Source organism: Mucilaginibacter sp. 5C4 (assembly GCF_034345625.1).
GTDB lineage: Bacteria > Bacteroidota > Bacteroidia > Sphingobacteriales > Sphingobacteriaceae > Mucilaginibacter > Mucilaginibacter aurantiaciroseus.
This window is the reverse complement of sequence record NZ_CP133775.1, coordinates 2,531,246-2,554,923: the sequence shown is the minus strand read 5'-3', so window position 1 is coordinate 2,554,923 and position 23,678 is coordinate 2,531,246. Positions and strand designations below refer to the sequence as shown.

22 protein-coding genes and 1 tRNA gene are annotated in these 23,678 nt (G+C 41.3%); 8 read left to right on the top strand and 15 right to left on the bottom strand.

Annotated features, from left to right (window positions below; all coding sequences use genetic code 11):
- Positions 1 to 2: 2 nt before the first annotated feature.
- From RHM67_RS12000 to RHM67_RS11990, 3 genes are all read right to left on the bottom strand, one after another.
- The gene (locus RHM67_RS12000; RefSeq protein WP_322226979.1) at positions 3 to 1,028 is read right to left on the bottom strand and encodes a GntR family transcriptional regulator; all 1,026 of its coding nucleotides are present in this window, start codon (positions 1,026 to 1,028) and stop codon (positions 3 to 5) included.
- Between the two features lie 37 nt (positions 1,029 to 1,065).
- On the bottom strand, positions 1,066 to 1,341 hold the full coding sequence (locus RHM67_RS11995) for a hypothetical protein (protein WP_322226978.1): 276 nt from the start codon (positions 1,339 to 1,341) through the stop codon (positions 1,066 to 1,068).
- 108 nt (positions 1,342 to 1,449) lie between these two features.
- Positions 1,450 to 1,791, bottom strand: a complete 342-nt coding sequence (locus RHM67_RS11990; RefSeq protein ID WP_322226977.1) for an RNA-binding protein — start codon at positions 1,789 to 1,791, stop codon at positions 1,450 to 1,452.
- A gap of 111 nt (positions 1,792 to 1,902) precedes the next feature.
- Here RHM67_RS11990 and RHM67_RS11985 point away from each other — a divergent pair, with 111 nt between their 5' ends.
- Positions 1,903 to 2,274: a hypothetical protein gene (locus RHM67_RS11985; RefSeq protein WP_322226976.1), complete on the top strand. Its 372-nt coding sequence runs from the start codon at positions 1,903 to 1,905 to the stop codon at positions 2,272 to 2,274.
- A gap of 77 nt (positions 2,275 to 2,351) precedes the next feature.
- Here the strand turns inward: RHM67_RS11985 and RHM67_RS11980 are convergent, their stop codons facing one another.
- On the bottom strand, positions 2,352 to 2,747 hold the full coding sequence (locus RHM67_RS11980) for a YdeI/OmpD-associated family protein (RefSeq protein ID WP_322226975.1): 396 nt from the start codon (positions 2,745 to 2,747) through the stop codon (positions 2,352 to 2,354).
- A gap of 702 nt (positions 2,748 to 3,449) precedes the next feature.
- On the opposite strand from RHM67_RS11980, the gene RHM67_RS11975 reads away from it, so the two are divergent.
- Genes RHM67_RS11975 through RHM67_RS11965 form a run of 3 tightly spaced genes read left to right on the top strand, consistent with a single transcriptional unit; the run spans position 3,450 to position 8,437 of the window.
- A complete protein-coding gene (locus RHM67_RS11975; protein WP_322226973.1) occupies positions 3,450 to 6,170 on the top strand; it encodes a TonB-dependent receptor in 2,721 nt (906 codons plus the stop codon).
- Between the two features lie 13 nt (positions 6,171 to 6,183).
- A complete protein-coding gene (locus tag RHM67_RS11970) occupies positions 6,184 to 7,392 on the top strand; it encodes a right-handed parallel beta-helix repeat-containing protein (RefSeq protein WP_322226971.1) in 1,209 nt (402 codons plus the stop codon).
- Between the two features lie 31 nt (positions 7,393 to 7,423).
- Positions 7,424 to 8,437: a hypothetical protein gene (locus RHM67_RS11965; protein ID WP_322226970.1), complete on the top strand. Its 1,014-nt coding sequence runs from the start codon at positions 7,424 to 7,426 to the stop codon at positions 8,435 to 8,437.
- Between the two features lie 748 nt (positions 8,438 to 9,185).
- Here the strand turns inward: RHM67_RS11965 and RHM67_RS11960 are convergent.
- From RHM67_RS11960 to traM, 5 genes are read right to left on the bottom strand one after another with little or no spacing between them, the layout of a single operon-like run.
- Positions 9,186 to 9,644 carry an SRPBCC domain-containing protein gene (locus RHM67_RS11960; RefSeq protein ID WP_322226969.1) on the bottom strand — a complete coding sequence of 153 codons (459 nt, stop codon included), beginning with the start codon at positions 9,642 to 9,644 and terminating at the stop codon, positions 9,186 to 9,188.
- A 10-nt stretch (positions 9,645 to 9,654) separates the two neighbouring features.
- Positions 9,655 to 9,978, bottom strand: a complete 324-nt coding sequence (locus tag RHM67_RS11955; RefSeq protein ID WP_322226967.1) for a metalloregulator ArsR/SmtB family transcription factor — start codon at positions 9,976 to 9,978, stop codon at positions 9,655 to 9,657.
- Positions 9,959 to 10,411 (bottom strand): SRPBCC domain-containing protein, encoded by a 453-nt coding sequence (locus RHM67_RS11950; protein ID WP_322226966.1) that lies wholly within the window; start codon positions 10,409 to 10,411, stop codon positions 9,959 to 9,961. The genes RHM67_RS11955 and RHM67_RS11950 overlap by 20 nt, the downstream gene beginning before the upstream one ends.
- Positions 10,395 to 10,718, bottom strand: a complete 324-nt coding sequence (locus RHM67_RS11945) for a hypothetical protein (RefSeq protein ID WP_322226965.1) — start codon at positions 10,716 to 10,718, stop codon at positions 10,395 to 10,397. Before RHM67_RS11945 ends, RHM67_RS11950 begins: the two co-directional genes overlap by 17 nt.
- On the bottom strand, positions 10,719 to 11,279 hold the full coding sequence (gene traM, locus RHM67_RS11940; RefSeq protein WP_322226964.1) for a conjugative transposon protein TraM: 561 nt from the start codon (positions 11,277 to 11,279) through the stop codon (positions 10,719 to 10,721).
- Between traM and RHM67_RS11935 the strand changes: the two genes are divergently transcribed.
- Positions 11,233 to 11,976 carry a hypothetical protein gene (locus tag RHM67_RS11935; protein ID WP_322232212.1) on the top strand — a complete coding sequence of 248 codons (744 nt, stop codon included), beginning with the start codon at positions 11,233 to 11,235 and terminating at the stop codon, positions 11,974 to 11,976. The two genes, traM and RHM67_RS11935, sit on opposite strands and share 47 nt — an antisense overlap.
- Positions 11,977 to 12,271: 295 nt before the next feature.
- Here RHM67_RS11935 and RHM67_RS11930 read toward each other — a convergent pair whose 3' ends face one another.
- A complete protein-coding gene (locus tag RHM67_RS11930) occupies positions 12,272 to 14,728 on the bottom strand; it encodes a M1 family metallopeptidase (RefSeq protein ID WP_322226963.1) in 2,457 nt (818 codons plus the stop codon).
- Positions 14,729 to 15,217: 489 nt separating this feature from the next.
- A tRNA-His gene (locus RHM67_RS11925) sits at positions 15,218 to 15,291 on the bottom strand.
- Between the two features lie 107 nt (positions 15,292 to 15,398).
- Here RHM67_RS11925 and RHM67_RS11920 point away from each other — a divergent pair.
- Together RHM67_RS11920 and rnhA are read left to right on the top strand one after the other, a co-directional pair.
- Positions 15,399 to 17,492 (top strand): cation-translocating P-type ATPase, encoded by a 2,094-nt coding sequence (locus RHM67_RS11920; protein WP_322226962.1) that lies wholly within the window; start codon positions 15,399 to 15,401, stop codon positions 17,490 to 17,492.
- Between the two features lie 112 nt (positions 17,493 to 17,604).
- A complete protein-coding gene (gene rnhA / locus RHM67_RS11915; RefSeq protein ID WP_322226961.1) occupies positions 17,605 to 18,072 on the top strand; it encodes a ribonuclease HI in 468 nt (155 codons plus the stop codon).
- A gap of 60 nt (positions 18,073 to 18,132) precedes the next feature.
- Here the strand turns inward: rnhA and fbp are convergent, their stop codons facing one another.
- The 4 genes from fbp to RHM67_RS11895 are packed head-to-tail and all read right to left on the bottom strand — an operon-like array spanning position 18,133 to position 21,178.
- Positions 18,133 to 19,182, bottom strand: a complete 1,050-nt coding sequence (gene fbp, locus RHM67_RS11910; RefSeq protein WP_322226959.1) for a class 1 fructose-bisphosphatase — start codon at positions 19,180 to 19,182, stop codon at positions 18,133 to 18,135.
- A gap of 24 nt (positions 19,183 to 19,206) precedes the next feature.
- Positions 19,207 to 19,698, bottom strand: a complete 492-nt coding sequence (locus RHM67_RS11905; RefSeq protein ID WP_322226957.1) for a metallophosphoesterase family protein — start codon at positions 19,696 to 19,698, stop codon at positions 19,207 to 19,209.
- 38 nt (positions 19,699 to 19,736) lie between these two features.
- A complete protein-coding gene (locus RHM67_RS11900; RefSeq protein ID WP_322226956.1) occupies positions 19,737 to 20,447 on the bottom strand; it encodes a tRNA1(Val) (adenine(37)-N6)-methyltransferase in 711 nt (236 codons plus the stop codon).
- Between the two features lie 5 nt (positions 20,448 to 20,452).
- Positions 20,453 to 21,178, bottom strand: coding sequence for a glycosyltransferase family 2 protein (locus RHM67_RS11895; protein WP_322226955.1), 726 nt, complete (start codon positions 21,176 to 21,178; stop codon positions 20,453 to 20,455).
- Between the two features lie 21 nt (positions 21,179 to 21,199).
- Here RHM67_RS11895 and pbpC point away from each other — a divergent pair, with 21 nt between their 5' ends.
- Positions 21,200 to 23,581, top strand: a complete 2,382-nt coding sequence (gene pbpC, locus RHM67_RS11890) for a penicillin-binding protein 1C (protein ID WP_322226954.1) — start codon at positions 21,200 to 21,202, stop codon at positions 23,579 to 23,581.
- Positions 23,582 to 23,678: the final 97 nt, after the last annotated feature.

Genomic DNA, 23,678 nt, shown 5'->3' with positions numbered 1-23,678 from the left:
AGCTATATCGATTCCCTGATAATGGTATTAAAAGGTACTTTGATGTGGCTGTGGGTGCTGTTCAGAACCAGTTGGGCGGCGTGCTTGCCCATAAATTCAAAATCGGTAGATATGGTGGTGATGCCATTGAGGATGAATTTTTTAAGCGGTGTTTCATTGTAAGATATCAGCCCGACATCTTCCTTCAGTTTCAGATTTTGAAGCAACAATAGGTTTATAAGGGCTACCAGATCATCTTCGGTAAGGGTGATGTATAGCGTGTCTTTTCTGATCTTTTGATTGTTCAGATCGGATAGAATGTCGTATTCGCAGTTGTATTGCTTACAAAAGCTAAGGAACCCTATCAGGATATCAACCGGGAAATAGCTATTTTTTGGGAAAACAATAGTACACGAATGGTATCGTTTTATTTGAGGCAGCAATTGTTCTAAGGCATTAAAGATATCGTTCTCAAAATCTTCATAAACCGCGCCAAAATCGCCCTCAACCCCTTCTACCAGTTTGCCAAGCAGTATCAGCTTATCTTTAGGAATTTGGTTGATCACCTCGTGGGCGTTATCTATTTTATCGATAAAATGCGGTACAACCACTACTTTGTCGTAGCTATCCTGTTTTTCTAACAGTATTTTTTTGAAAAAGTTAAAGCTGTTATTATAGATATAAAAATCGATGGACGCCTGATTTCCAAGCGCTTCGGCAAAGGTATCATACATGATCTTTTTATGGCTGCTAAGTTTGTTAAATAGCAGTAGCACCTTCACCGGCCTGTCGAGGTTTACGTTTGAAACATAGTAACCCTTGCCATGTACCGAACTTATTATACCGCTCTTTTTCAGTGTGTTATATGATTTGGTTACAATATTTCTTGAAATATCAAGCGCGATACTAAGATCATTGATTGATGGCAGGATATCGTTCTCGTCAATCAGTTTTTCGTCTATCCCCTGCAAAATACAGTTACATAACTGCCTGTAATAAGGCGTTAGCGAGTATTCATCTATCTTTAATATTTTAAGAAAATTCTTCATTTTTAAACTTGTGCTAAGCTAAAATTATAAAGCCTGCTTAGCGAACCTTAACCGTATCTATCTTTAATATTTGGCCCGGTTTTTTAATTTTTGAGGTGATATGCCCCTTACCTATGGCGCAATAATGGACAGGCGCATGGAAGTTCCGGGCCTCTACAAAACCACGGGCACCTAAAGGGAATTTATAACGGCTATTGGTGTTACCTATCTCCAGGATCTCCCCTGCTACCGATTCGCCTTCGGCAACTAAAAGCTTTAATCCACCATTATCGGCAGTACGGTTTGCACACCCGCACCAAAAGCAATAAACCACAAACCTAAAAAAAGTACTTTTTTCAACAGATAACTATTATAATATTAAACGATTCGATAACAGTTGCTTAACACTGAACGGCGAAATACAATTTATGTTTGACATAAATTACGAGGATAATCTACGGGGGCGCTTAGGGCGATCTGCCGTATCAGCGGGTGCGGATGGTTTAGTATAAGGCCTTGGGCTTGGTGCTTTCTTTACAGGCTGGTCTTCGGTGATATTCAGGGTAAGTTCGCGGCCTTGCAGCATGGTGCCATCTAATGCAATTACAGCATTTTCTGCACCTATACGATCTTCCATTTCTACAAAGGCATAGCCTTTACAAATACGTGTTTTTTTATCGCGCACAATTTTAATGGTGCTAACAGCACCGTGCCAGCTAATTAGCTGCACCAGTTCCAGTTCGGTAATATCAAGCGGGAAACCGCCGACGAAGATCTTTATCATAAGTAAATACAACGCAATATTAGCTATTCTTCTTATTTATAAAAAACATATGGCTAATTAATACATACAGATGGCATAAAACAATTATAGCCCGAGTTTTATTTAATAGCTATGATAACAGTAATTGGAATTTTTGAAAGTGCAGAACTTGCTGGTGAAGTAAGCTCTTATTTATTAGCTAATGGTTTAACAAGCGAAAATGTGGATGTACACACACACGGTGGCCAACCTGATGAGCACGACCATATAGGCAACTTTTTTAGCCAATTAGTGGATGATGATAATAAAGCAGAACACTTTGCATCATTAGCACGTAACGGCTCTGTTGTAACCGTTCATGCCCAATCAACCCGCGAAGCACAGGAAGCGGCCGACGCGCTAAATAACTACGGCGCAATTGATGTAAATGTATCAGACGACAGTTCATCGCACAGCCAATTGATAGAACGAATTATTGCCGATAATATGAGGTTGAGGGGATAAGGCTTTCAACTGGCAAAGGGTACCTTTTTGAACTGGCCAAAAGGGGGCATTTTGATGTGTTTTATCCAATATAGCCGTTATTTCTGATGCTTCCAAAATCTACCTTTTCCTTCTCCTATCCATTCCAAAGCTTCACTTATCCTTTTTTGACGCGTTTCGTCAGTCCTAGCATCGCTGATCCAAATAATGTACTCCCTGCGGAACGAATTAGACTTATTTTCAAAAATATCCTTTGCTTTCGGATTAACAATTAAAGCGGTCAATAGGTAATCAGGTGTCTCAAGTACCTTGGGTTTATCATTTACAGGCATCTTACGTTTTATTTTGATGCCTTTCTCATTTAACTGCATGGCTTCATCAAGCATAGATGTAAATCCCTCGTCCGGCGGCAGATTTCCTAGCTTATTGACCTTTCCCAGAAACTTTTGGATGGGTTTCAAACCTTTGTTTGCTTTTAGACGCGGATCGCTCATTATTTCGTCTTTCAGGAATGTGAAAGAGCAATGACTTTTATAAGACGCCATCACACACAAGTTATCTTTATTATACTAAAAATGTGGAATACCCCATTTTATAACCTCCACCGCATCCGGACAGTACATGTGCAAGGGAATTTACGTTTTAAACTGGAATTGAGGTTCAATTGATAGACGCCTTATTCTATACTTTATATTACTTTTTCCTTTCGAATGAATAGTAAAGCCAACTAAATGTTTTAGTATTATAAACCATTGAGGGGAACCGGTAGATCACTTTACCCTGAAAAAATAAGTATGATAAATTAATGTCTATACTGGTTACGGGTAGCCCCGGAATCGGTAAAAGCTATGTGGCTTCCGCTATTGGCCATCAGGCCTGTGTGTTTGGCTAACGGGTATTTTATGCCAGAATGTCTAAGGCAAAATCGTTAAACTGAAGATGGCTAAGGCAGCCGGCTTGTATATCAAGGAACTTACTTTACTGGAAAGGATACAGCTGCTCGTACTGGATGAATTTAGTATATAGCCTTCGTGTTACGTTAAACTAAAATTAAATTTTTACCCAATTCAGCACAATAATCTATATAAAGACCTTTGTTTATTAATTTCTGATTATCAATGTGTTAATATTTTAATTTTCATTAGTTATTCAATTTTTCTACAGATTTAGCGGGGTGCTTTGTAAAAAAATACTTTATGAAGAAAATAATTTACCTTATTTCGCTACTTCTTTTTACAGCTTCTTTTTCTTATGGTCAACAATTTACGGTAAAGGGCCAGGTTGTTGATGAGACAACAAAAGAGCCTCTGACTGGTGCTTATGTACACTTTGACGATATAAAGGGAGGGGCTATAACAGATGCCTTTGGTTATTATGCGATAAACGGTATCAATCCGGGTCAGAATAAATTAAAGGTAAAGTATATCGGATACACCGAATACGAAAAAAAAATACAAATCTCCGGCAATCAAGTGTTAAACATTCCACTTGTCGAAAAAGCACAATCGCTTAAACTGGTGCGGGTTTATGGCAAAGCAAACAAAGAATCAGAAGCTTCCTCGCGCCGCTCAGAAAAAAACGCAGATAACATCACTAATGTCATTTCGGCACAGGCTATGGTACGGTCGCCGGATATCAATGCGGCAAACGCTTTATCCCGAGTTTCTGGAGTAACTATACAGCGCAATAGCGGTTCTGACGATGCCTATGCCATTATCAGGGGTATGGAGCCACGTTACAACAATACGCTGATTAACGGGGTGAAGGTGACCAGCCCTGACCCTGTGTCGCGGTTTATATCACTGAGCATAGTACCCTCGGATTTGTTAGAAAATATAGAGGTTAGCAAATCTTTAACCCCAGAAATGGATGGAGATGCAATTGGCGGCACTGTTAATTTGGTATTTAAAGATGCTCCGCAGTACGAATATTTTAAGGTTAATGGTTCTATCGGTTACAGCGGGCTTTTTTTCAACCGAAAATATGACAACTTTAATCAGGGTGCTGTTCAAAGTAAAAGCCCTGTTCAAAGGTTCGGCCCGGCTTACTTAGCCCCGCCGGGTTATTTTTCGAGGGCCAACCTGGATTTTACTCAAAAGAACGCCCCGCCTACTTCTTTGTTGGGCTTTACCTATGGCCGTCGTTTCTTTAACAATAAATTAGGTTTTATTATTGGGGATAGCTATCAAAACCAGTATTATGGCACCAATTCACAATTTAATAACGCTCAGTTGGATACAAGGCCGGGTAAAGGTTTTCAGCCGGTTATTTCTGATGTAGCTAACCGTACTTACTCCACCCAGCAAATGAATAATGGTTTATCCGGCCATCTAGACTATAAGTTTGATGACAATAATAAGTTAAGTCTCGACAATGTATTCCTTTACACCCGCCTTGTTCAAAGCCGTTTAAGTATTGATACATCTATTTTAGGTGGAAATGGCGGGCGGGTTGGGCCCGGTACCGGTACGGTGTTTAATGACAACCGTTCTACGCTACAAAATCAATATGTAGAAAATCTCAAACTATCAGGTAAACATGTGTTATCTCCACATTTCCTGTTTGACTGGGCGGGGGTTTATTCGAATGCCTCACAAGTTTCGCCTGATCGGGCTGATATTTCATATAATCATTTAGTAAATCCTGATTTTACCAGTACGCCTGATTACTTTAATAATGTATCTCGCATTTGGCAAAAAAATGGTAATAAGGACCTGAGTGCAATTGCTAATTTGGGATATAAAACGGGAATTGGCATCAATAATTCCTTGGAGTTAAAGGCCGGGGGATTGTACAGGCACACCACGCGCTATAATCTTCAGAACGAATATTCACTACGGCCTACTGCAACAGCAAATGGTGTGAAAAGCCCATTCACTGATATATACTCAGCAGATTGGATAGTTTACAATGTTACCGGCTCACTGGCTAGCGATAAGGCCAATTATACGGCCTATGAAAACATCACAGCTGGTTACGGTGAATTTAAACTTACATTGAATAAGCTTGATGTATTAGGCGGTGTTCGTGTAGAAGATACTGAGCAAGGTTATGACACTCACCCGGTTGTATTAGATATTAGGAGTAACGCAAAAAAAACATACGCAGACATTTTACCGAGTTTGCAATTAAAATATAAGCTTACGGAAACCTCAAATTTACGGGCTTCGTATTTTAAATCTATTTCTCGCCCTGCATTATATGAGCTTGTACCTACCCCAACACTTGGTCAAAGCACTGATGTAACCGGTAACCCCTTAGTGCAACACACTAAAGCAGACAACTATGACCTGCGATATGAACTTTTTCCGAGAAAGGAAGAGCAACTCTTTATAGGCGTTTTTTACAAAAACATCGTTAACCCTATAGAATTTGCTTTAAATGGTTCAAATAATGGCCAGCTGAGTACTACACCTCAAAACTTTGGTACAGCAAAAGTTGCAGGAGCCGAAGTAGTTTACAGCAAATACTTTGGCAATCTTGGTGTATCAGGTAATTATACCTACACTTATTCTAATATAAATACTACAAAAATTTATACATCTACTGATGCCAGCGGCGTAACCACTTCGGTCCCTAAGCTGCAAAGCAGGCCACTACAAGGGCAAACCGGCAATGTAGTGAACTTATCATTGCTTTATAAAAACGACAAGCAAAAAGCCTTTGTTCAATTAGCTTATACCTATAGTAGCCGTACACTGACCTTGGTGTACAGTAACTACGGTTACGATTATTACCAGCAGCCGCAGTCATTCCTGGCACTTTCGGGCGAGAAACAGGTAAGCAAGCACTTTACGCTGACCACCAAAGTCAACAACATACTTAACACACCTACAACAGTGAAGATCAACGATCTCATCCAGTCAAAGGATATTTATAATGTGAGTTTCAATATTGGTTTCCGTTATGCACTTTAAACTAAATAAGAGAATGAAATTAAAATACAGCTATATACTTGCAGCAAATTTGCTGCTGGCTGCTACGTTCAGCGCCTGTCAAAAAGCCGAGTTAACCACTTTTAATGAAATAAAAATACCTACCTCCAGCCCAATATCGCAGGGTAATATCAGCGGGTTTGTAAAAGGGACGTTGGTAACAGGCCAAACCTATACCGTTACGGCCGATATAACTATAAAAAAGGGAGACACGCTGTCTGCACAGCCAGGCACTATAGTGATAGTAAAAAATAATGCCCAAATAAATGTGCAGGGGGCTTTAATGTTAATTGGTTCAAAAGATCAGCCCATCTTATTTAACTCAGACAGTAATAAACCGGGTACCTGGGGCGGCCTGCAATGTGATACAGCTCAAGCGATCACCATTAAATGGACGCATATCGACAACACCGGCGGCCCGGATGCAAAAGGCGAAGCCCGGGGATCACTTAAAGTAAAAAAAGCTATCAACGTAGATATCGAAGATTCCTGGTTTACCAATGGGCAGGACGATTTAATGGCTATTAGTAACGGTGCTACGGTTACTATCTTAAGAAATACAATCAGTTCATCGGGCAGTACGGACGGTGAAGGTATAAACTTGAAAACGGGCGTTAAGGGCGTGGTAGCCTATAATGTTATCTTTAGTCAGGCAGGTTCCGGTATTAAACTGGAGACCAGCTCCAAAATACCCTTTCCACAAACAGAAGTTGATGTTTACAATAACACGCTTATATCTAATGGCTGGCGAAGGGGGTCTGCAGAACCTGGCCGGGCAGTTTCTGTAGGCGTTAATGCCATTGGCCATATTTACAACAATATCATCGTGAACTGCTATCATGGCATCGAGCTATTTACAGACGGCGACATAACAAAAACCACCTATGGTAACAACTTATTTTATGCAACAGTAGATACCTATGCTGACCTGGTAGTCCCTACACAAAAAATCAACATCCGTGATAATTTTTATCCCGCAGGGGCCGCGGGTAAACCACAGATTTCAGACCTTATCTCTAAAAAAATAGGCGATAAGGACCCATTATTTGTCAATTTTGACGGCACCGTAGCAGCACCAAACGGTTTCCCAAACAATTATGATTTTCGCTTAAAGAACAGTTCACCGGCTTTCAGTGCAGGCAATCCCAAGTATAACCTCGACTTGGGCGCCTATACATCTGATGGAAAAGGCAACCAGCATTAATAACTAAACATTAAACATTTAAATTATGCTCATGAAAAATATATATTACCGTCTCTTAAGTGTTGCGTTCTGTATCGGAATCAGTTCCGTAAATGTTTTTGCGCAAAGTCCTCAATACATATTGGAAAAAACAATACCACTGTCTGGGGACGGTAGTAATGATTATGTTTATATAGACCAGATCAACCGCCATTTGTATGCTTCCCATGGCACGATTGTAAATGTTGTAGATCTGGAAAGCGGCAAAACAATTGGCGTAATCGACAGTATGCAGGGAGTTCATGGTATCGCTATAGCGAACGATTTAAATAGAGGTTTTATAAGTGATGGTAAGGCTAACGCAATTATTGCCTTCGATATAAATACATTAAAGATCATTAAAACCATCCCTGTGACCGGCAAAAACCCTGATGGCATTATTTATGATTCATTCTCAAAAAAGATTTTTGCGTTTGAAGGTCACAGTAGTTCTGTAGCGGTAATAGATCCGCAGGATTTAACAGAAGTTGGCGCTATAGATGCGGGCGGGGCACCAGAATTTGCAGTATCTGACGGCAAAGGCCTGATATTTACCAATCTGGAAGATAAAAGTCGCCTGGCTGTTATCAATACGAAAACATTGAAGGTAATAAAAAGCTTTCCGCTTGATCCATGCGGCGGGCCAACTGGCTTGGCTTTGGACAAAATTAATCACCGGTTGTTTACGGTTTGTCGTGAAAATAAAGGTATGAGCGTAATTAATGCCAATAATGGTAAAATCATACAAACACTTCCAATTGGTGCAGGAGTGGACGCAGTAGTTTATGATCCGGTTAATAAACTGGTAATAGCCTCTAATGGTGATGGCACGGCTAATGTATTTCAACAAAACAGTGCTGATAACTATACAATACTGCAAACGTTAACTACACAACCTCGTGCAAAAACAATGGCAATAGACGCTGCGACCCATCAAATCTATTTTCCGGTTTCCGATTACCAGCAAGGGGGCAAAAGCCCCGTGCCGGGTTCATTTAAATTATTGGTTTTTCAATTTAAAAAGTAACCTTAACTAAGGAATTGATCCCGGAGTTAGCGATCTGGCTCCGGGATCAGCAATCCCATTGTATGTGGATAAATTAAAAAAAAGTCGCTTACATTTTTATCTATATTCACACTATTAGTGGTGCTAATTTCAAGTACTGCTTTCGATAAAGAAAATTTTGGCGCTACTGCTACAACCGGAGCCTTTAGTAAGAACACGAGGGTATTTGCAGCATCGGTTAAGGAGCTTTATGATGCGACTAAAATGATCAGTAAAGAACCGATAAGTATTAGACGAGCAAAAAGATGTTTTTCGGGTGATTTGTTTAACACTTAAATCATAAAAAGTAACATCCATAGTAGAGTAATTGGCAGCTCTACTATGGATGTTTTATGCTTTTGCTCTACTTGTACCTGATTATCAGTTTGTTATTTAAATTGCAATTAAAGACAATCGTCTTGAGTTCTAATTAGTTTTGATATGTCTCCTAACCGTTAGCTGGTTTTTTGAACAAAAAGGGGTTTATTCAAAGAACATGGACTACCAGATTCTTCAAGGTGTGGAATTAAACCAGCCCTCTTCAATATATGTTAAAGTAACCAGCGATGGCATATGGATAAGCGGTTCTTCGGTTATTACAATGGAGGGTGTGTTCTATTTATAATTTTTGGTATTAACAGGATCGTACCTTTGCAGATAGCTTCCCTAAACGACTGAACAATAATTGCAATATTTATAAATAAATATTGCAATTATGCTCCTGTTTTATTTACACGTTAACATCATCCTTGTGATTCGGCTGGCCTTTACCTGTAGTGATCAGGCTACGCAAACTATTGTTGATATACCCGCTCCAGGCATTAAAGCAAATATGATAACATTCATATGCCGGAACCAGGCCCCAATGTGTAAAATGAACTTGCGTCTTGTTGTCCTTTTCGGAGATATCAAACTCGATTTTTGTACCAATCCACTCCGTTTTATCTTCCGTAAAATTAAAATAGTTGTCCAGAACCAGCCATATGACTTTTTTGTCTGGTATAACTTCAATTAATTTCATTGTACATTTGTGCAAGTCCTTTACCTGGTAAATAAACTCATCGTTGATTTGGTTTGTACCGCCTTCGATATTTTCTGACCACCATCCGCGAACATTATTTATGGCATTGAATACTGTATTCGGAGTTTGATCTACCGAAAACGTAGTGTTAAAATCTGATGTTGTCATTTGTTAATTTTTAGTTAGGTAATTTATTATTTAATAAGGTTTCTAAGTTTTTCAGTTTCAATGTCCAGAACTCGTCGAAGTAAGAGATCCAATTCTGCAACTCCTTGAAACCATCTTGTTTTAGCGTACAATACCGTTCCCGCCCCATATTTTGAATCGAAATAAACCCGGCTGTCTCCAATATTTTAATATGCTTTGAAACAGCGGGACGGCTCATCCCAAAATTATCTGCCAGGCCATTGATTGTCAAACTATCAGCTGAGAGCAGCATCAGCATCTTTCTCCTACTAGGATCGCCGATCACCTGGAATGCGTCAAGCGTTGGTGTTGCCATGTTTTGCAGTGTTTATGAGTTCAGCAATTATGTACATATTTTTTAGCCAGCCATCAGTCAAAGCATTGAACATGTTCAAGTTTTCAGTTTTCGAGAACCCGCTATGCTCTAAGAATAGCTCCGTGCCTTTATCCTTTTGTTCCAGTTTCCATATAACTACTGAATCAAGCGTAATCTTGCCCTCACCTGGGCCACTCTTCCATGAATAAGAAAGTTTTCTATATGGAACTACCTCTAATACTTTGCAGTAGAAGATTCCGTCAAAATTTAGAGATGGTATTGGATTTGTTTTGAATTGGAAGTCAAGTCCTATGATGGGCTGGAAATTATTTTTCATAAGCCATTGCTCCATTAGCTCAGGTTTAGTTAGGTATTCCCAAACCGTCTCAGCCGGATGAGGGAAGAAAAATTGATGTTTAATAATTTCTATCATAATGCGTAACTTTTAAGTTACGCAAACATACAGGTAACTTATGGGTTACGCAAATATTTTTTTTAAATAAAATAGTAACATAATCAACCTTACCATCGGCCATAGTCGCCACCGTGTCCCGGAACTGCAAATCCTTACCGGTGTGTTTACCTATGGCCAATTCTGATTTCCCCGTTTGTGATTTAAAGAATTCAACAGCCTCGGTTGGGCTGTCAAACTTACGTACTAGTGTTTTATCCTTATCACCAGGCGAAACCAAATAATAATCTGACTGCCCCGACTTTTTAAAGTGCATGGTTACGTCCATTTATCCTTTATCCATCGGAAACAGGCCTTTTAACTCGAATGACGGTAAGCCTTTGGCCATCATTTCCTCCATTTGTTTAATATACTTGTCATCAAATTTCAGGCCTTTGAGTTCCGTCCATAAGTTTTCTAAATTTGTTCTGTTCATATTGAATATGTTAATGGTTATACTTTTTAGTATTGTCGCGCAGTAGGATCGCCCGGCCATTATCCAGCTTGACTTTGATGCGCTGTACCTTTTTACTGAATAGCCCCTTAGCGGCCGTGATACGGCACCGGCCGCTTGCAAACCCAAAGACTGATCCATTCCCCCGACAAACTGCATATTTTGCAAAGCATTATCGGCACCGCCGCTGATCGCGTCCGTGATCACCGCTTCAGGTGCATATAAGCCGATCATGGAATCCTGTTGATCAAACACAGTAATGTTGACCGGGATGATCGCATTGCCCACGCCGATATTTTTGATCTCTAAGTTTATGCGCTGTTTACTATTGTTGGTAGAAAACGAGAATATGGACTTTGTTGGTAGAAAACGAGAATATGGACTGCCAATTGCCACGCCGGATGAATTGCAGTTACGTAACTTTTTAAAGTACCCAAAATGTCACCGGATGCTTACCGGCAGCGCATCAAAAGGAAAAACGACCTATCGTGTCTATTACTATTGCCGGTCTGTATGTGGGCTACGTTATCCCGCAGGACTGGTAAACAGCGCATTTATGGAAGAATTAACCCAATTTTTGCCACGTAAAGGCTATTCAGAATTATTTGTCGAAACGGTCACCGACTGCTATAATAATCAAACCAGTTCTGTTCGTGGAGAACGCAAGGATTTGATTCATCAAATCAATGAACTGACCCTACGTACTGATAAAGCTAGGGATTTACTGTTGCTGGATGAAATAGAATTGGCTGAGTTTCGCCGGATCAAAGAAGAATGCAATGAAAAAATTACGCGACTGGAAGCCAAACTGAATGAGGTAATGGTACAAAATTCTACGTTTTTAGACATCAGGCCTATAGCTGAAGCAGCTATAAAAAGCCTTGAATTGCTGGATAAATTGTATGATGATGCTACGATACAGGGTAAAAGATACCTAGTAGGGATGTTGTACCCTGAAAAACTGACCTTCGATGGGGTGGGGTGTCGAACTCTCAAAATGAATGAGGGTGCCCAATTAATCTACCTGAAGAACAAAGAGTTACAGGCAAAAAAAATGGGGCAAAAATCTATTTTTAAAGACCTTGCCCCATAAGGGGTGCCTAACGGTACAAATATCTTCAAAGTTTATCGCTGATTTGAAGCGATTGGCCGATTTACCAAAAAAAATCAAGGAATACGATGCTCTTCTTAAAGACCATAATTCGTGTTTTTCGGGTGATTTGCTCAATGCTTAAATCATAAAAAGTAACATCATAGTAGAGTAATTAGCATCTCTACTATGGATATTCTATGTTGTTGTTATACGTATGTCTGATCTTATCAATTTGTTAGTTAAACTGCAATTAAAGACAATCATCTTGAGTACTAACCAGTTTTTGATATGTCTTCTAATAAACTTTAGTTTTAGCGCTTATTTCCGTGATCGCGTCATCAATTACTTTAACACTTGCAGCATCATTTAATTTGCTGCGCTGAACTCTGATTTGATTAAGGATGCCAATAATACGTGGGGCAATTCCAAATTTTCTCTCATCAATCACCAAGGCTTTAATTGCTGATATTCCCTGCTGTACATAAAGCGAATTATCAACTCGCGAAATAAAATCGGCAAATTGCCTTGTAAAGGTATATTGCTCGGGCGAATCTCCATCTGCGTAGCTGTGATATACAAAGTTCCATTCGTGATCCTTTCCTGATCTTGTAAAAATATCAAGGATTGTTTCCTTTAATTTGCCTTTACAATCCCCTTCATATTTCTTTGCCAATTTAAATTGAAGATCTTTGTTTATCTCACCCAGAGCGCTTAAAGCAGCACCCTGGACAGCATACGAAGAACTTTGCATAGCGTCCCGGAATAGCGATTCGTAGCTATGATCATTTAAGGTTCCTAACTTGTTAATACCTTCGGCACGGGTAAGATTATTCTTTTCATTAGTGGCAATTTCAACTAAGGCAGGTAAAGTCAAAATTTTAAGGTCATTATTTTTAAGATCGAGCGCCATAATGGCCTTCATCCGGATGCCGTAATATTTATCTTTTAGTGCCGCATTTAAAATTGACTGGGCATAAGGATCGCTCTGCTGTACAGCAGCAGCGTCGATAGCTTCATAACGATCCATAAATAACGAGGCATTCAAATATTGAAAAGCAAATTCCTTTAAGGTTTTATTATCCGTTTTGGCGGCCACGAGTATTTTCTCAGCATCTACATTTACCAAATCTGGTTTATGGTTAAGTTTATAAGAAAGAGTGTCAGCTGTGCCACGTAACCAAACCCGATGCCGTTCGGTTTTGCCGTCTGCATAGATATCAATGGCTACTGGTAGTACAAAAGATTTGCCTTCCTGCATTTGTTGAATGTAAACATGTTCTGTTTTTAACGATTCATCCCAAACATAATTTATAGTTAGCACCGGATGCCCTGCTCCAAAAAACCACTGATCAAAAAACCAATTAAGATCAAGGCCGCTCGCTTCCTCCATAGCTAACCTTAATTGTCCTACCTCAGCGTTTTTGAAAGCATACGTTTTTAAATAAATATGCACGCCTTTATAAAAAGCATTATTTCCAATATAATGACGCAGCATATTCAAAATCCGCCCACCTTTCTGATAACTAATTCCGTCAAAAACTTCTTGCTCATTACCGTAATAATATCTAACAAGCGGTTTTTTCCAACCATCCGCATTGACTAAATATCCTTTCAAACCTACCTGTAAATGGTCGTCGGCAACATCAGCGCCATACTTGTGTTCAGCCCATAAAATCTCACCCAAGTCGGCAAAAGACTCATTCAATGAAATATTGGCCCAACTTTCCGCGGTTACATAGTCTCCAAACCATTGGTGAAACAATTCATGTATATTCCCGGAGTCGTAATTCCTGTCCGCTAATTCTCTAAGACTGTTTTGTCCGTTTTCGCCGAAAGCTGTCGCTGTGGTATTTTCCATTGCTCCGCTGTAATCGTGCAATTTAATTTGGCTGTATTTATTCCACGGATAAGGTATACCGGTAAGCTTAGAAAAATAATCAATTGCCTCAACTGTATTCAAAAATATAGATCTGGCATTTTTGGCATAAGGCGGATCAAGGTAATAATTCACCTCTTTTCCATGCCAAGTATCCTTTATGATACTAAACGTCCCTACGGCCAGCATAAACAGATAAGGAGAATGCGGTAGGTCCATTACCCATCTGTCTGTTCGAGTACCGTCTTTATTTATCTTTTGAGATCTTAAAGCGCCGTTAGAAAGTGTTGTGTACTTAGTCGGCACAGTGAGTGATATATCTTGGGTTGTCTTTTGATTTGGCTTATCGATGGTCGGGAACCATGAGGAATTATTTTCCGGTTCTCCGTTGTTCCAGATTTGCGTTGGCTTGCCATTTTTCAGATCGTCCGGGTTAATGAAATGTAAAGCATGCTCTCCTTTTGCTAAAACAACGTCGGGCAAGGTTTTATAACTTATAAACAAAGTTATTTTTTGCCCCTTATTGTATGAACGATCTAACTTAATATTAAGATACAAACTGTCATAAGTATATCGCAACGGGAGTAATTTCTTATTTTTAATAATACTGACTGCATTGATTTTCATTCCCTTTGCATCCAACTTTATCGTATCTGCCGGATAAAAATGCGGTGTTAGGGTTATCCATTCTTTTCCTATCAATGATCTTTGATGGAAATCAAAACTAACATCCAACACAGTATGGATTAGGTCATACGTTATAGTAGCCGCATTTTTATAGCTATTTGTTGGTTGTGTACCTAATGACTGGGACCTGAGTTTTGTTACTCCAATCAATAAAAGAAAAAAAACTGCAGCAAACTTCGGAGTTCTCATAAGTAATGAAAAATTGGAATCCCACAAATATACATTATAAGGTACTATGTATTGCACATTACTATTAAAAAAGTAAGTCTGCAGTAGCAATTGCGTGTGTGTTAAATTGGTGCAAATTATGTGTCGTAAAAGCTATTCTGACTCGAACAATATTGAAGTATTAATGCTACCAGCCTATTATTAACCTCATTAGGAAAGAAGCAGGTTTAATCAGCCAGAGATATGGCCAGCTAAACGCCAGGGGCTTGGAATTATAGTCAATTGCAATCGTCTTATCAACAATTGGAGCCCTAATCCATTACTAGTTTGACAGTGGAATATTTATGAGCGCTCCGAAAATCTTATAAGATATTTGTAACAGTAGATCTTTGAGTGTAAAATACGTTGATATAGTTTACAAGTACTTTTAGGATTATAATAGAGAAGCCAAATATCTAATCTGTTAATTATTAGATATTTGGCTTTTTATCTCTAGTAGAGATAAAAAAGGGTAAATGATGGGGCTCGAACCCACGACCCTCGGTACCACAAACCGATGCTCTAACCAACTGAGCTACATCTACCGTATTGGAGGCTGCAAAAATAGAAATCTAAACCCAATTTGCAAAGCATTTTTTAAAATTACACTTTGCTTACCTGTTTAACAGGCCCTTAAGTTATTTTTGTAGCTATGGCAGAGCAATTAGTGAAGTTGAATGTTACCGGTATGCATTGCAATAATTGCGCAATGAGTATCCATAAGTTATTGGAGAAGAAAGGCTTGCATGATGTGCTGGTTAGTTTCGCGTCCGAAGAGGTGAAATTTAGTACTACCGATAAATCTATCCTGCCCCAGATCATTAAAGATATCGAAGGCCTGGGCTTTAAAGTTGTTGATGAAGAAAACATCCAGCCAACCCCGTTTTTCGAAAAGGTGGAGAATAAATTCATCTTCTGCGCTTTTTTTACCGCCCCACTCCTGCTGCACATGGTGTTCCCGTGGCATTTTCTGCATAACCCGATAGTACAGCTTATACTTTGCCTGCCCGTGTTTGCGGTTGGGTGCCTGCACTTTGGTAAAAGCGCCTACAGTTCGTTAAAGAACGGTGTACCCAATATGGATGTGCTGATCTTCGTCGGCTCAACCTCGGCCTTTATTTACAGCCTGGTGGGCACAGTAGAAAACCTTGGCGAGCATTACCTATTCTATGAAACCTGCGCTACCATTATCACGCTGGTTTTATTGGGCAATGTTTTTGAGAAACGCTCGGTTAACCAAACTACATCGGCAGTAAAAGACCTGATGAAATTTCAGCAGGTGAATGCCAACCGCGTTATTAACGGCGGCGTTGAAGTAATAACCGCTAAAGATGTTTTATCGGGCGATACCCTGTTGGTTAATGAAGGCGACCAGGTACCCGTGGATGGCGAGATAATATCTGGCGATGCATTGATAAATGAAGCCATGATAACCGGCGAGAGCATCCCGGTTGCTAAAACCAAGTATGATAAAGTTATCGGCGGTACTATCCTGCAACAGGGCAACATCCGCATTATGGCTACCAAGGTCGGTTCTAACAGCAAGCTGTCGCAGATCATCGACCTTATGAAAAAAGCGCAGGCCGCCAAGCCTCCTGTTCAAAAACTGGGCGATAAAGTGGCCTCGATATTTGTGCCGGTAGTGATATTGATAGCAATAGCGACTTTTGTGATAACTTACTTCGCTACCGATGCCGGCCTGCAACAATCTATGCTACATGCTATAGCGGTACTGGTTATTTCCTGCCCATGCGCTATGGGTTTGGCTACGCCGACTGCTGTTATGGTGGGTTTAGGCCGTGCCGCTAAAAATGGTATCCTGATAAAAGGTGGCGATACTATCGAAGCTGTAGCCAATACCAAATATGTGCTGTTTGATAAAACAGGCACGCTTACAACGGGTAAATTCAGTATCCATCAAATTAAATCTGAGGAAGGTTTTACCATAGAGCAGATCCGCGGAGTAATTATGGCTATTGAAGAGCGTTCTAATCACCCTATCGCGAAATCGATGGTAGCCGAGTTGCAATCGCTGCCACAGCAAAAAGTAATATTGCGTAACGCCAAAGAGGAAAAAGGCTTGGGTATGCGTGCCGAAGATGTAGAAGGCAACAATTACTTCTTGGGTACAGCCAGGCATAAAACACTTGATAATTTCAATTTAACGCTATACCGCAACCAGGTACGCATGGCGCAAATAGCGGTTGATGATACCATTAAGCCAGATGCCGCCAATTTAATAGCCCTGTTAAAAAAGGACGGCATTATCCCGGTATTGGTGAGTGGCGATAAAAAAACACGTTGCGCAGTTGTGGCATCCGCTTTGGGTATTGATGAGGTTCATCCCGAAATGCTGCCTGATGACAAGCTGAAATTGGTTGATATGTACCGCAAAAAAGGTAAAACCATTATGATAGGCGATGGCATAAACGATGCCCCTGCCCTAACTCAGGCAGATGTGGGCGTATCTATGAACGATGCTAGCCAGATAGCTATTCAATCAGCAAAAGTAATTTTGCTGAATACCGATCTGCAATCTGTAGTGAAATTTTTACAGATCAGCAGGCATACTTTGCTTACCATTAAGCAAAATCTTTTTTGGGCTTTTGCCTATAATATTGTGGCGATACCCGTTGCCGCGCTTGGCTTTTTAAACCCAATGGTTGGTGCATTGGCCATGGCATTTTCAGATGTTATTGTAATAGGTAATTCGCTGCGTTTGAAAGTAAAAAGGGTTAATAGATAATAGTTCATAGCAGCTGCTTTGCCGTTGTGGTATCATAAAGTTTTATACTTTTGAGGCTTGAACTTAATGGTTCAGGCTATGATCTAATGAACCATCAACCATTAACTAACAAATGATAGAAATTTTTACAGACGGTTCATCAAGTGGTAACCCCGGCCCGGGTGGTTATGGGGTTATTATGAGGTCGGGCCAGCATTACAAGGAGCTGAGCGCCGGGTTTCGTAAAACTACCAACAACCGTATGGAGCTGCTTGCTGTTATCACCGGGCTGGAGGCTATCAAATCACCCAACCAATCTGTTACCATCTTCTCCGACTCTAAATACGTTATAGATGCGATAGAAAAACGCTGGGTACACGGCTGGGTTATTAAGGGTTTTGTCGGCAAAAAAAACAAGGATCTTTGGATGCGTTACCTGAATATTGCCAAAGTGCAAAACGTTAAATTTGTATGGGTACGCGGCCATAACGGCCACCCTGAAAACGAACGTTGCGACCAACTTGCTGTAGCCGCCGGCAAACAAAAAGACCTGCTGATAGATTCGGTTTTTGAGGTGGAAGCCGCAAAAGGTAGTGCATAGTAAGTGGTTGATTAGGTGAGTGGTTCTTTAATGATAGCTCAACTAATCAATTATTCACCACTACTGCAAACAAACCTCTCCCTCAAAACTTTTTTTGGTAAGTTGCGGTGAAAAGCAGGCCATCATTTCTTCGGCCTTTGCCACCATATTTTTTGAACCAATAAATATCGCCGAGCGCTGGTGCAGTTCGTTAACTTCTAATTCCAAGATCCGGCTATAGCCGTTGCTGGCTTTACCACCTGCCTGTTCAATAATAAACGCCATTGGGTTGCATTCGTAAACCAAACGCAGTTTGCCATTGGGCGCGGCCGCAGTAAGCGGATAAATGAATACACCACCTTTTATTATATTACGGTGCAGGTCGGCCACCATTGAACCAATATAGCGTGAGGTATAAGGCCTGTTGGTTTTGGCATCCTCTACCTGGCAATATTTGATATACTTCTTCACCCCATCGGGGAAGTGCGAATAATAACCCTCGTTTATAGAATAAATAATACCATCATCGGGGATGCGCATACTTGGATGCGATAGGCAAAACTCGCCAATTGATGGATCAAGCGTAAAGCCATTAACACCCTTGCCTGTTGTGTAAACTAACATGGTCGACGAACCATAGATCACATACCCCGCAGCAACCTGCTCAGTACCACGTTGCAACACATCGCTTAATTCGGCTTTGCCCTGGGCAGAGATACGTCGATAAATAGAAAAAATTGTCCCCACCCCCACGTTTACATCAATATTCGATGAACCATCCAAAGGGTCGATAGCTACAACGTATTTTGCATCCTTAGAAATCTCGGATTCGATATGGATGCATTCGTCGTTTTCTTCGGAGGCAACCATGCAGCACTCGCCGCCATATTTAAGAGCGGAGATGAATTGCTCGTTGGCATAAACATCCAGTTTCTTTTGACCTTCACCCTGGATGTTGATGGTACCGGCATCGCCTAAAATATCAGCAAGGCCGGCTTTGTTCACCTCGCGGTTAACAATTTTGGCAGCTATGCCTATGTCGCGCAAAAGCCTTGATAGCTCCCCTTTGGCATATGGGAAATCGGCCTGCTTTTCTATAATAAATTGTCCTAAAGTTTTAACTGCTTTCATATGGCTTAGTGTATAAATTACATATTATTTATGCAATTCAATAACGTCTAAGGTATGAATTTTTTCGTCAGTTATAGAAAATCTTACTAATGTTTGCACCTTATGCCAGCCCTGTTTCCCCGCGGCTCCGGGGTTTATATGCAGGCAATTTATCTTTTTATCAAAAATAACTTTTAAAATATGCGAGTGCCCGCTAATGAACAACCCCGGAGGCTTAGTGTATATCTCACGCTTAACATCCGGAGCGTACCGGTCTGGATAGCCGCCTATGTGGGTCATCCAAACATCCACCTTTTCGCACATAAAACGCAGGTGCTCGGGGTATACCTGTCGGATGTCTTTGCCGTCGATATTTCCGTACACCCCCTTTAACGGTTTAAAGGCCGCGAGCTTGTCGGCCAGTTCGATATCTCCAAAATCCCCGGCATGCCAGATCTCGTCGCAATTTTCAAAATGTTTAAAAACGGCATCGTCGAGGTAACCGTGGGTATCAGATATTAGGCCTATGCGACGCATGTTAATTTCGGATTTCGAATGTCCAATTTGGTATTTACCTAAAATATCGTTAAAAAATCTTTTAAAAGCGATTGATATCCTTCGGCATAAACTTTTGGCTCATCATAAATAAATAATTCTTTCTTCAAAACTTCCTTTTGTTCTTTACCAAAAGTAATAATCTCTCTATGCGGATCGGAATGAGCGAAGGATTTGATAGCAATAATTTTTTGCAGACGTAGCTGATATATCGGCAATAATCCCTTTATCAGCGTAGCGGTCGGCAAGGGTATTATGAACTGGCAAGTCCCGTAATCTGTAAGAAATTCGGCAACATACTTTAGCAACCTTTCAAAAAAAGCCCCATCCGTATGCCTTGCCAAATTCTTCTTATCATTTGCCGAGGTTAACGAATCTAAAAAGAAGGGCGGGTTGGACACAATAAGGTCATACGTATTCCCTTTATGGCTATCAAAAAAGTCTTCGAACGAATTTAAATGGGCGGTAAGCCTGTTGCTGAATTGCGAGTTCTTAAAATTCCCACCGGCCATTTCAGCGGTATCTTTGTCAATATCTACTGCATCTATTTTGGCTATTACATAACGCTGAGCAAGCATCAGGGCAATTACACCTGTACCTGTACCAATATCAACAATGCTTTGTGGGTTATCAGCTTCGGCCAGTGCGCCAAGCAAAACGCCATCGGTATTCACCTTCATGGCGCAACCGGTTTGGTCTACATCAAATTGTTTAAACCTGAATATATCCACACCTATTATGATTTAAACAGGCCATACTTAATAATGCAGTAAATGGCGCGCACGCCATCCTTCCAACCTATTTTTTTACCATCCTCATAGGTACGGCCGTAGTACGAAATGCCTACCTCGTAAATACGGATGCGTGGGATGCGGGAGATCTTGATCGTAAGTTCCGGCTCAAAGCCAAAACGTTGTTCTTCTAATTTAATAGATTGTATCAGCTTGGTATCGAACAACTTATAGCACGTTTCCATATCCGTCAGGTTAAGGTTGCTCATCATATTTGATAAGAAAGTTAACCATCGGTTACCTATGGTATGCCAAAAAAACAATATGCGGTGTGGGTTGCTGCCCATAAAACGAGAGCCATAAACTACATCTGCAAAGCCATTACAAATGGGTTTTAATAAGTCGTTATATTCTGATGGGTCATACTCCAAATCGGCATCCTGGATAATGGTATATTCACCTGTAGCCTGCGCTATGCCGGTATGCAATGCAGCACCTTTACCTCTGTTAAACTGATGCTTAAAGTATTTTATTGGCAGGTCGGGATGTTCTGCCTGGTATGCTGCAACGGCTTGTTCGGTATTATCGGTAGAGCAATCATCCACAATAATAATCTCTTTTTGGATGTCATCAATCAGCTCTACAGCTTTTATCTTGTTCAAAATGAGGTGAATGGTGCCGCCCTCGTTATAAGCCGGGATAATTATTGATAATTTACCTATTTTCATCATGGATTATAAAATGCCAAATTAATGCTATCGCGAATAAAGCAAAGCCTCAAAAAGCCAAAAGTAATGATATTAATGGCTATTTTATTCGCTTTAGTGCTGTGGTTTGCACTTTGTTTACCCAGGCAACTATTCAGCAGCCCAACCTCTTTTGTTATTGATGATGATGCAGGCCAGCTTTTAGGCGCATCCATAGCAACCGACGGGCAATGGCGTTTCCCCTATAATGGGGATGTGCCCGAAAAATTCAGCAAGTGCATCATTGCCTTTGAGGACAAGCGCTTTAACAGCCACGGGGGGTTTGACCCACTGGCATTTGGCCGCGCCATTAAACAAAACATTAAAGCCAAACGGGTAACCAGTGGCGGCAGTACGCTCACAATGCAAGTGATTCGCTTGAGCACCCATCACAACCGCACCGTATGGAATAAACTTGGTGAGATATTTATGGCTCTGCGACTGGAAGTCACCTACAGTAAAAGCGAAATAATGGCCCTGTATGCCAGCAATGCCCCTTTTGGTAGTAATGTTATTGGGCTGGATGCTGCATCGTGGCGATACTTTGGCCGCGGGCCGGATAAACTTTCATGGGGAGAAATGGCAGCATTAGCGGTATTGCCCAATTCACCATCATTAGTACATCCCGGTAAAAACAGGCAGATCCTGTTAAAGAAGCGCAACCAATTACTGGATAAACTTTACCACCGGGGCACCATAGATAGCACCACTGCGGCCCTCGCCAAATTTGAGCCCGTGCCCGAAAAACCTATGCCGCTACCCCAAATGGCACCCCATTTATTGCAGCGTTTTAAGGCGGATTTCCACGACCATAAAACGCCTTTTACCCGCCTAAAAACGACCTTGAAAAGCAATTTACAAGGGCAGGTTACGGATATCCTGGAAAAGCACCATCAGGTGTTAAAAGCCAACGAAATTAACAACATTGCTGCCGTAGTTTTGGATGTGGAAACCGGTGCCACCCTCGCTTACGCCGGCAACATCGCGCACCGCGAAGACCCCGAAATGGAAAGCGATGTTGATGTAGTAAACGCGCCCCGCAGCCCGGGTAGTACGCTGAAGCCTTTGCTTTATGCCAGCATGCTGCACGATGGTTTGATACTGCCCAATAGTTTGATCCCCGATGTGCCTACACAAATAGCAGGTTATCACCCCGAGAATTTCGACCTGGGGTATGATGGCGCGGTGCCTGCCTCAAATGCACTCTCCCGCTCGCTGAATGTGCCCGCGGTAAAAATGCTGCAGCAGTACAAGTACGAGCGCTTTTATGATAAGCTAAAAAAGATAGGCATCACAACCCTAAAACAACCTGCCGACCATTATGGCTTATCGCTGATTTTAGGTGGTGGCGAAAATACCCTTTGGGAACTTACGGGCGCTTATGCGGATATGGCAAGGGTTCTTAATCATTATAACAAAACAGCTAATTACGATCCTGAAGATTACCATGCCCCTGTGTATGCCTTATCGCCGAAGGAAAAACCAACGGCTGAAAAAAACGGATTACTTGATGCAGGCTCTATATTTTACACTCTGCAGGCAATGGAAGAAGTGATGCGCCCCGGCGAAGAAATGCTTTGGCAGCAGTTCAGCTCCACCCAGCGTATCGCGTGGAAAACGGGTACCAGCTTCGGCTTTAGGGACGGTTGGGCTATCGGCATCACCCCAAAATATGTGGTTGGTGTTTGGGTGGGCAATACCGATGGTGAAGGCAGGCCAGGCTTAACGGGCATCCATACGGCTGCGCCTGTGCTGTTTGATATCTTCCGCCTGTTGCCTTCCGCCCGCGAATGGTTTGATGTTCCTACCGGCGAAATGGTGAAAATAAACGTGTGTAAAGAAAGCGGCTATCGCGCCGGGCCAAACTGTGAGCATGCTGTTGAGCAATTGGTGCCAAAAAGCGGGTTGAAAGCGCCTGTTTGTCCGTGGCATAAGTTAGTACACCTGTCGGCAGATCAAAAATTCCAGGTGACGGGGAATTGCACTTCGCCGGATAACATCGTTAACAGGGCCTGGTTTGTGCTGCCACCATCCATGGAATACTATTATAAAACCAAAAACTACCAGTACCGTACCCTGCCGCCTTTTGCGCCTGGATGCGAACAGGCCGAGGCTAACCCGATGGAACTCATTTACCCTAAAGATGGCGCTAAGATCTACGTTCCGCTGGAGGCCGACGGTAAGCGTGGCAGGCTGATCTGTAACGCGGCACACCGACAAAGCGGTGTAAAGATCTTTTGGCACCTGGACGATAAGTACATTGGCGAAAGCAGCGCCTACCACCAGATGGCTTTAAATCCATCGCCGGGTAAACATAAACTTACATTGGTTGATGCCAACGGCAATACCCTGCAAATAAATTTTGAGGTGCTGGATAAGAATAAATAACTTAGTTAAATAATTTCAGCGCGAGATAAGATATACAAAGATACGGGATAAACACGGCAGCTGCAAATGTACTGCCTTAAGGGAACTGAAATTTATC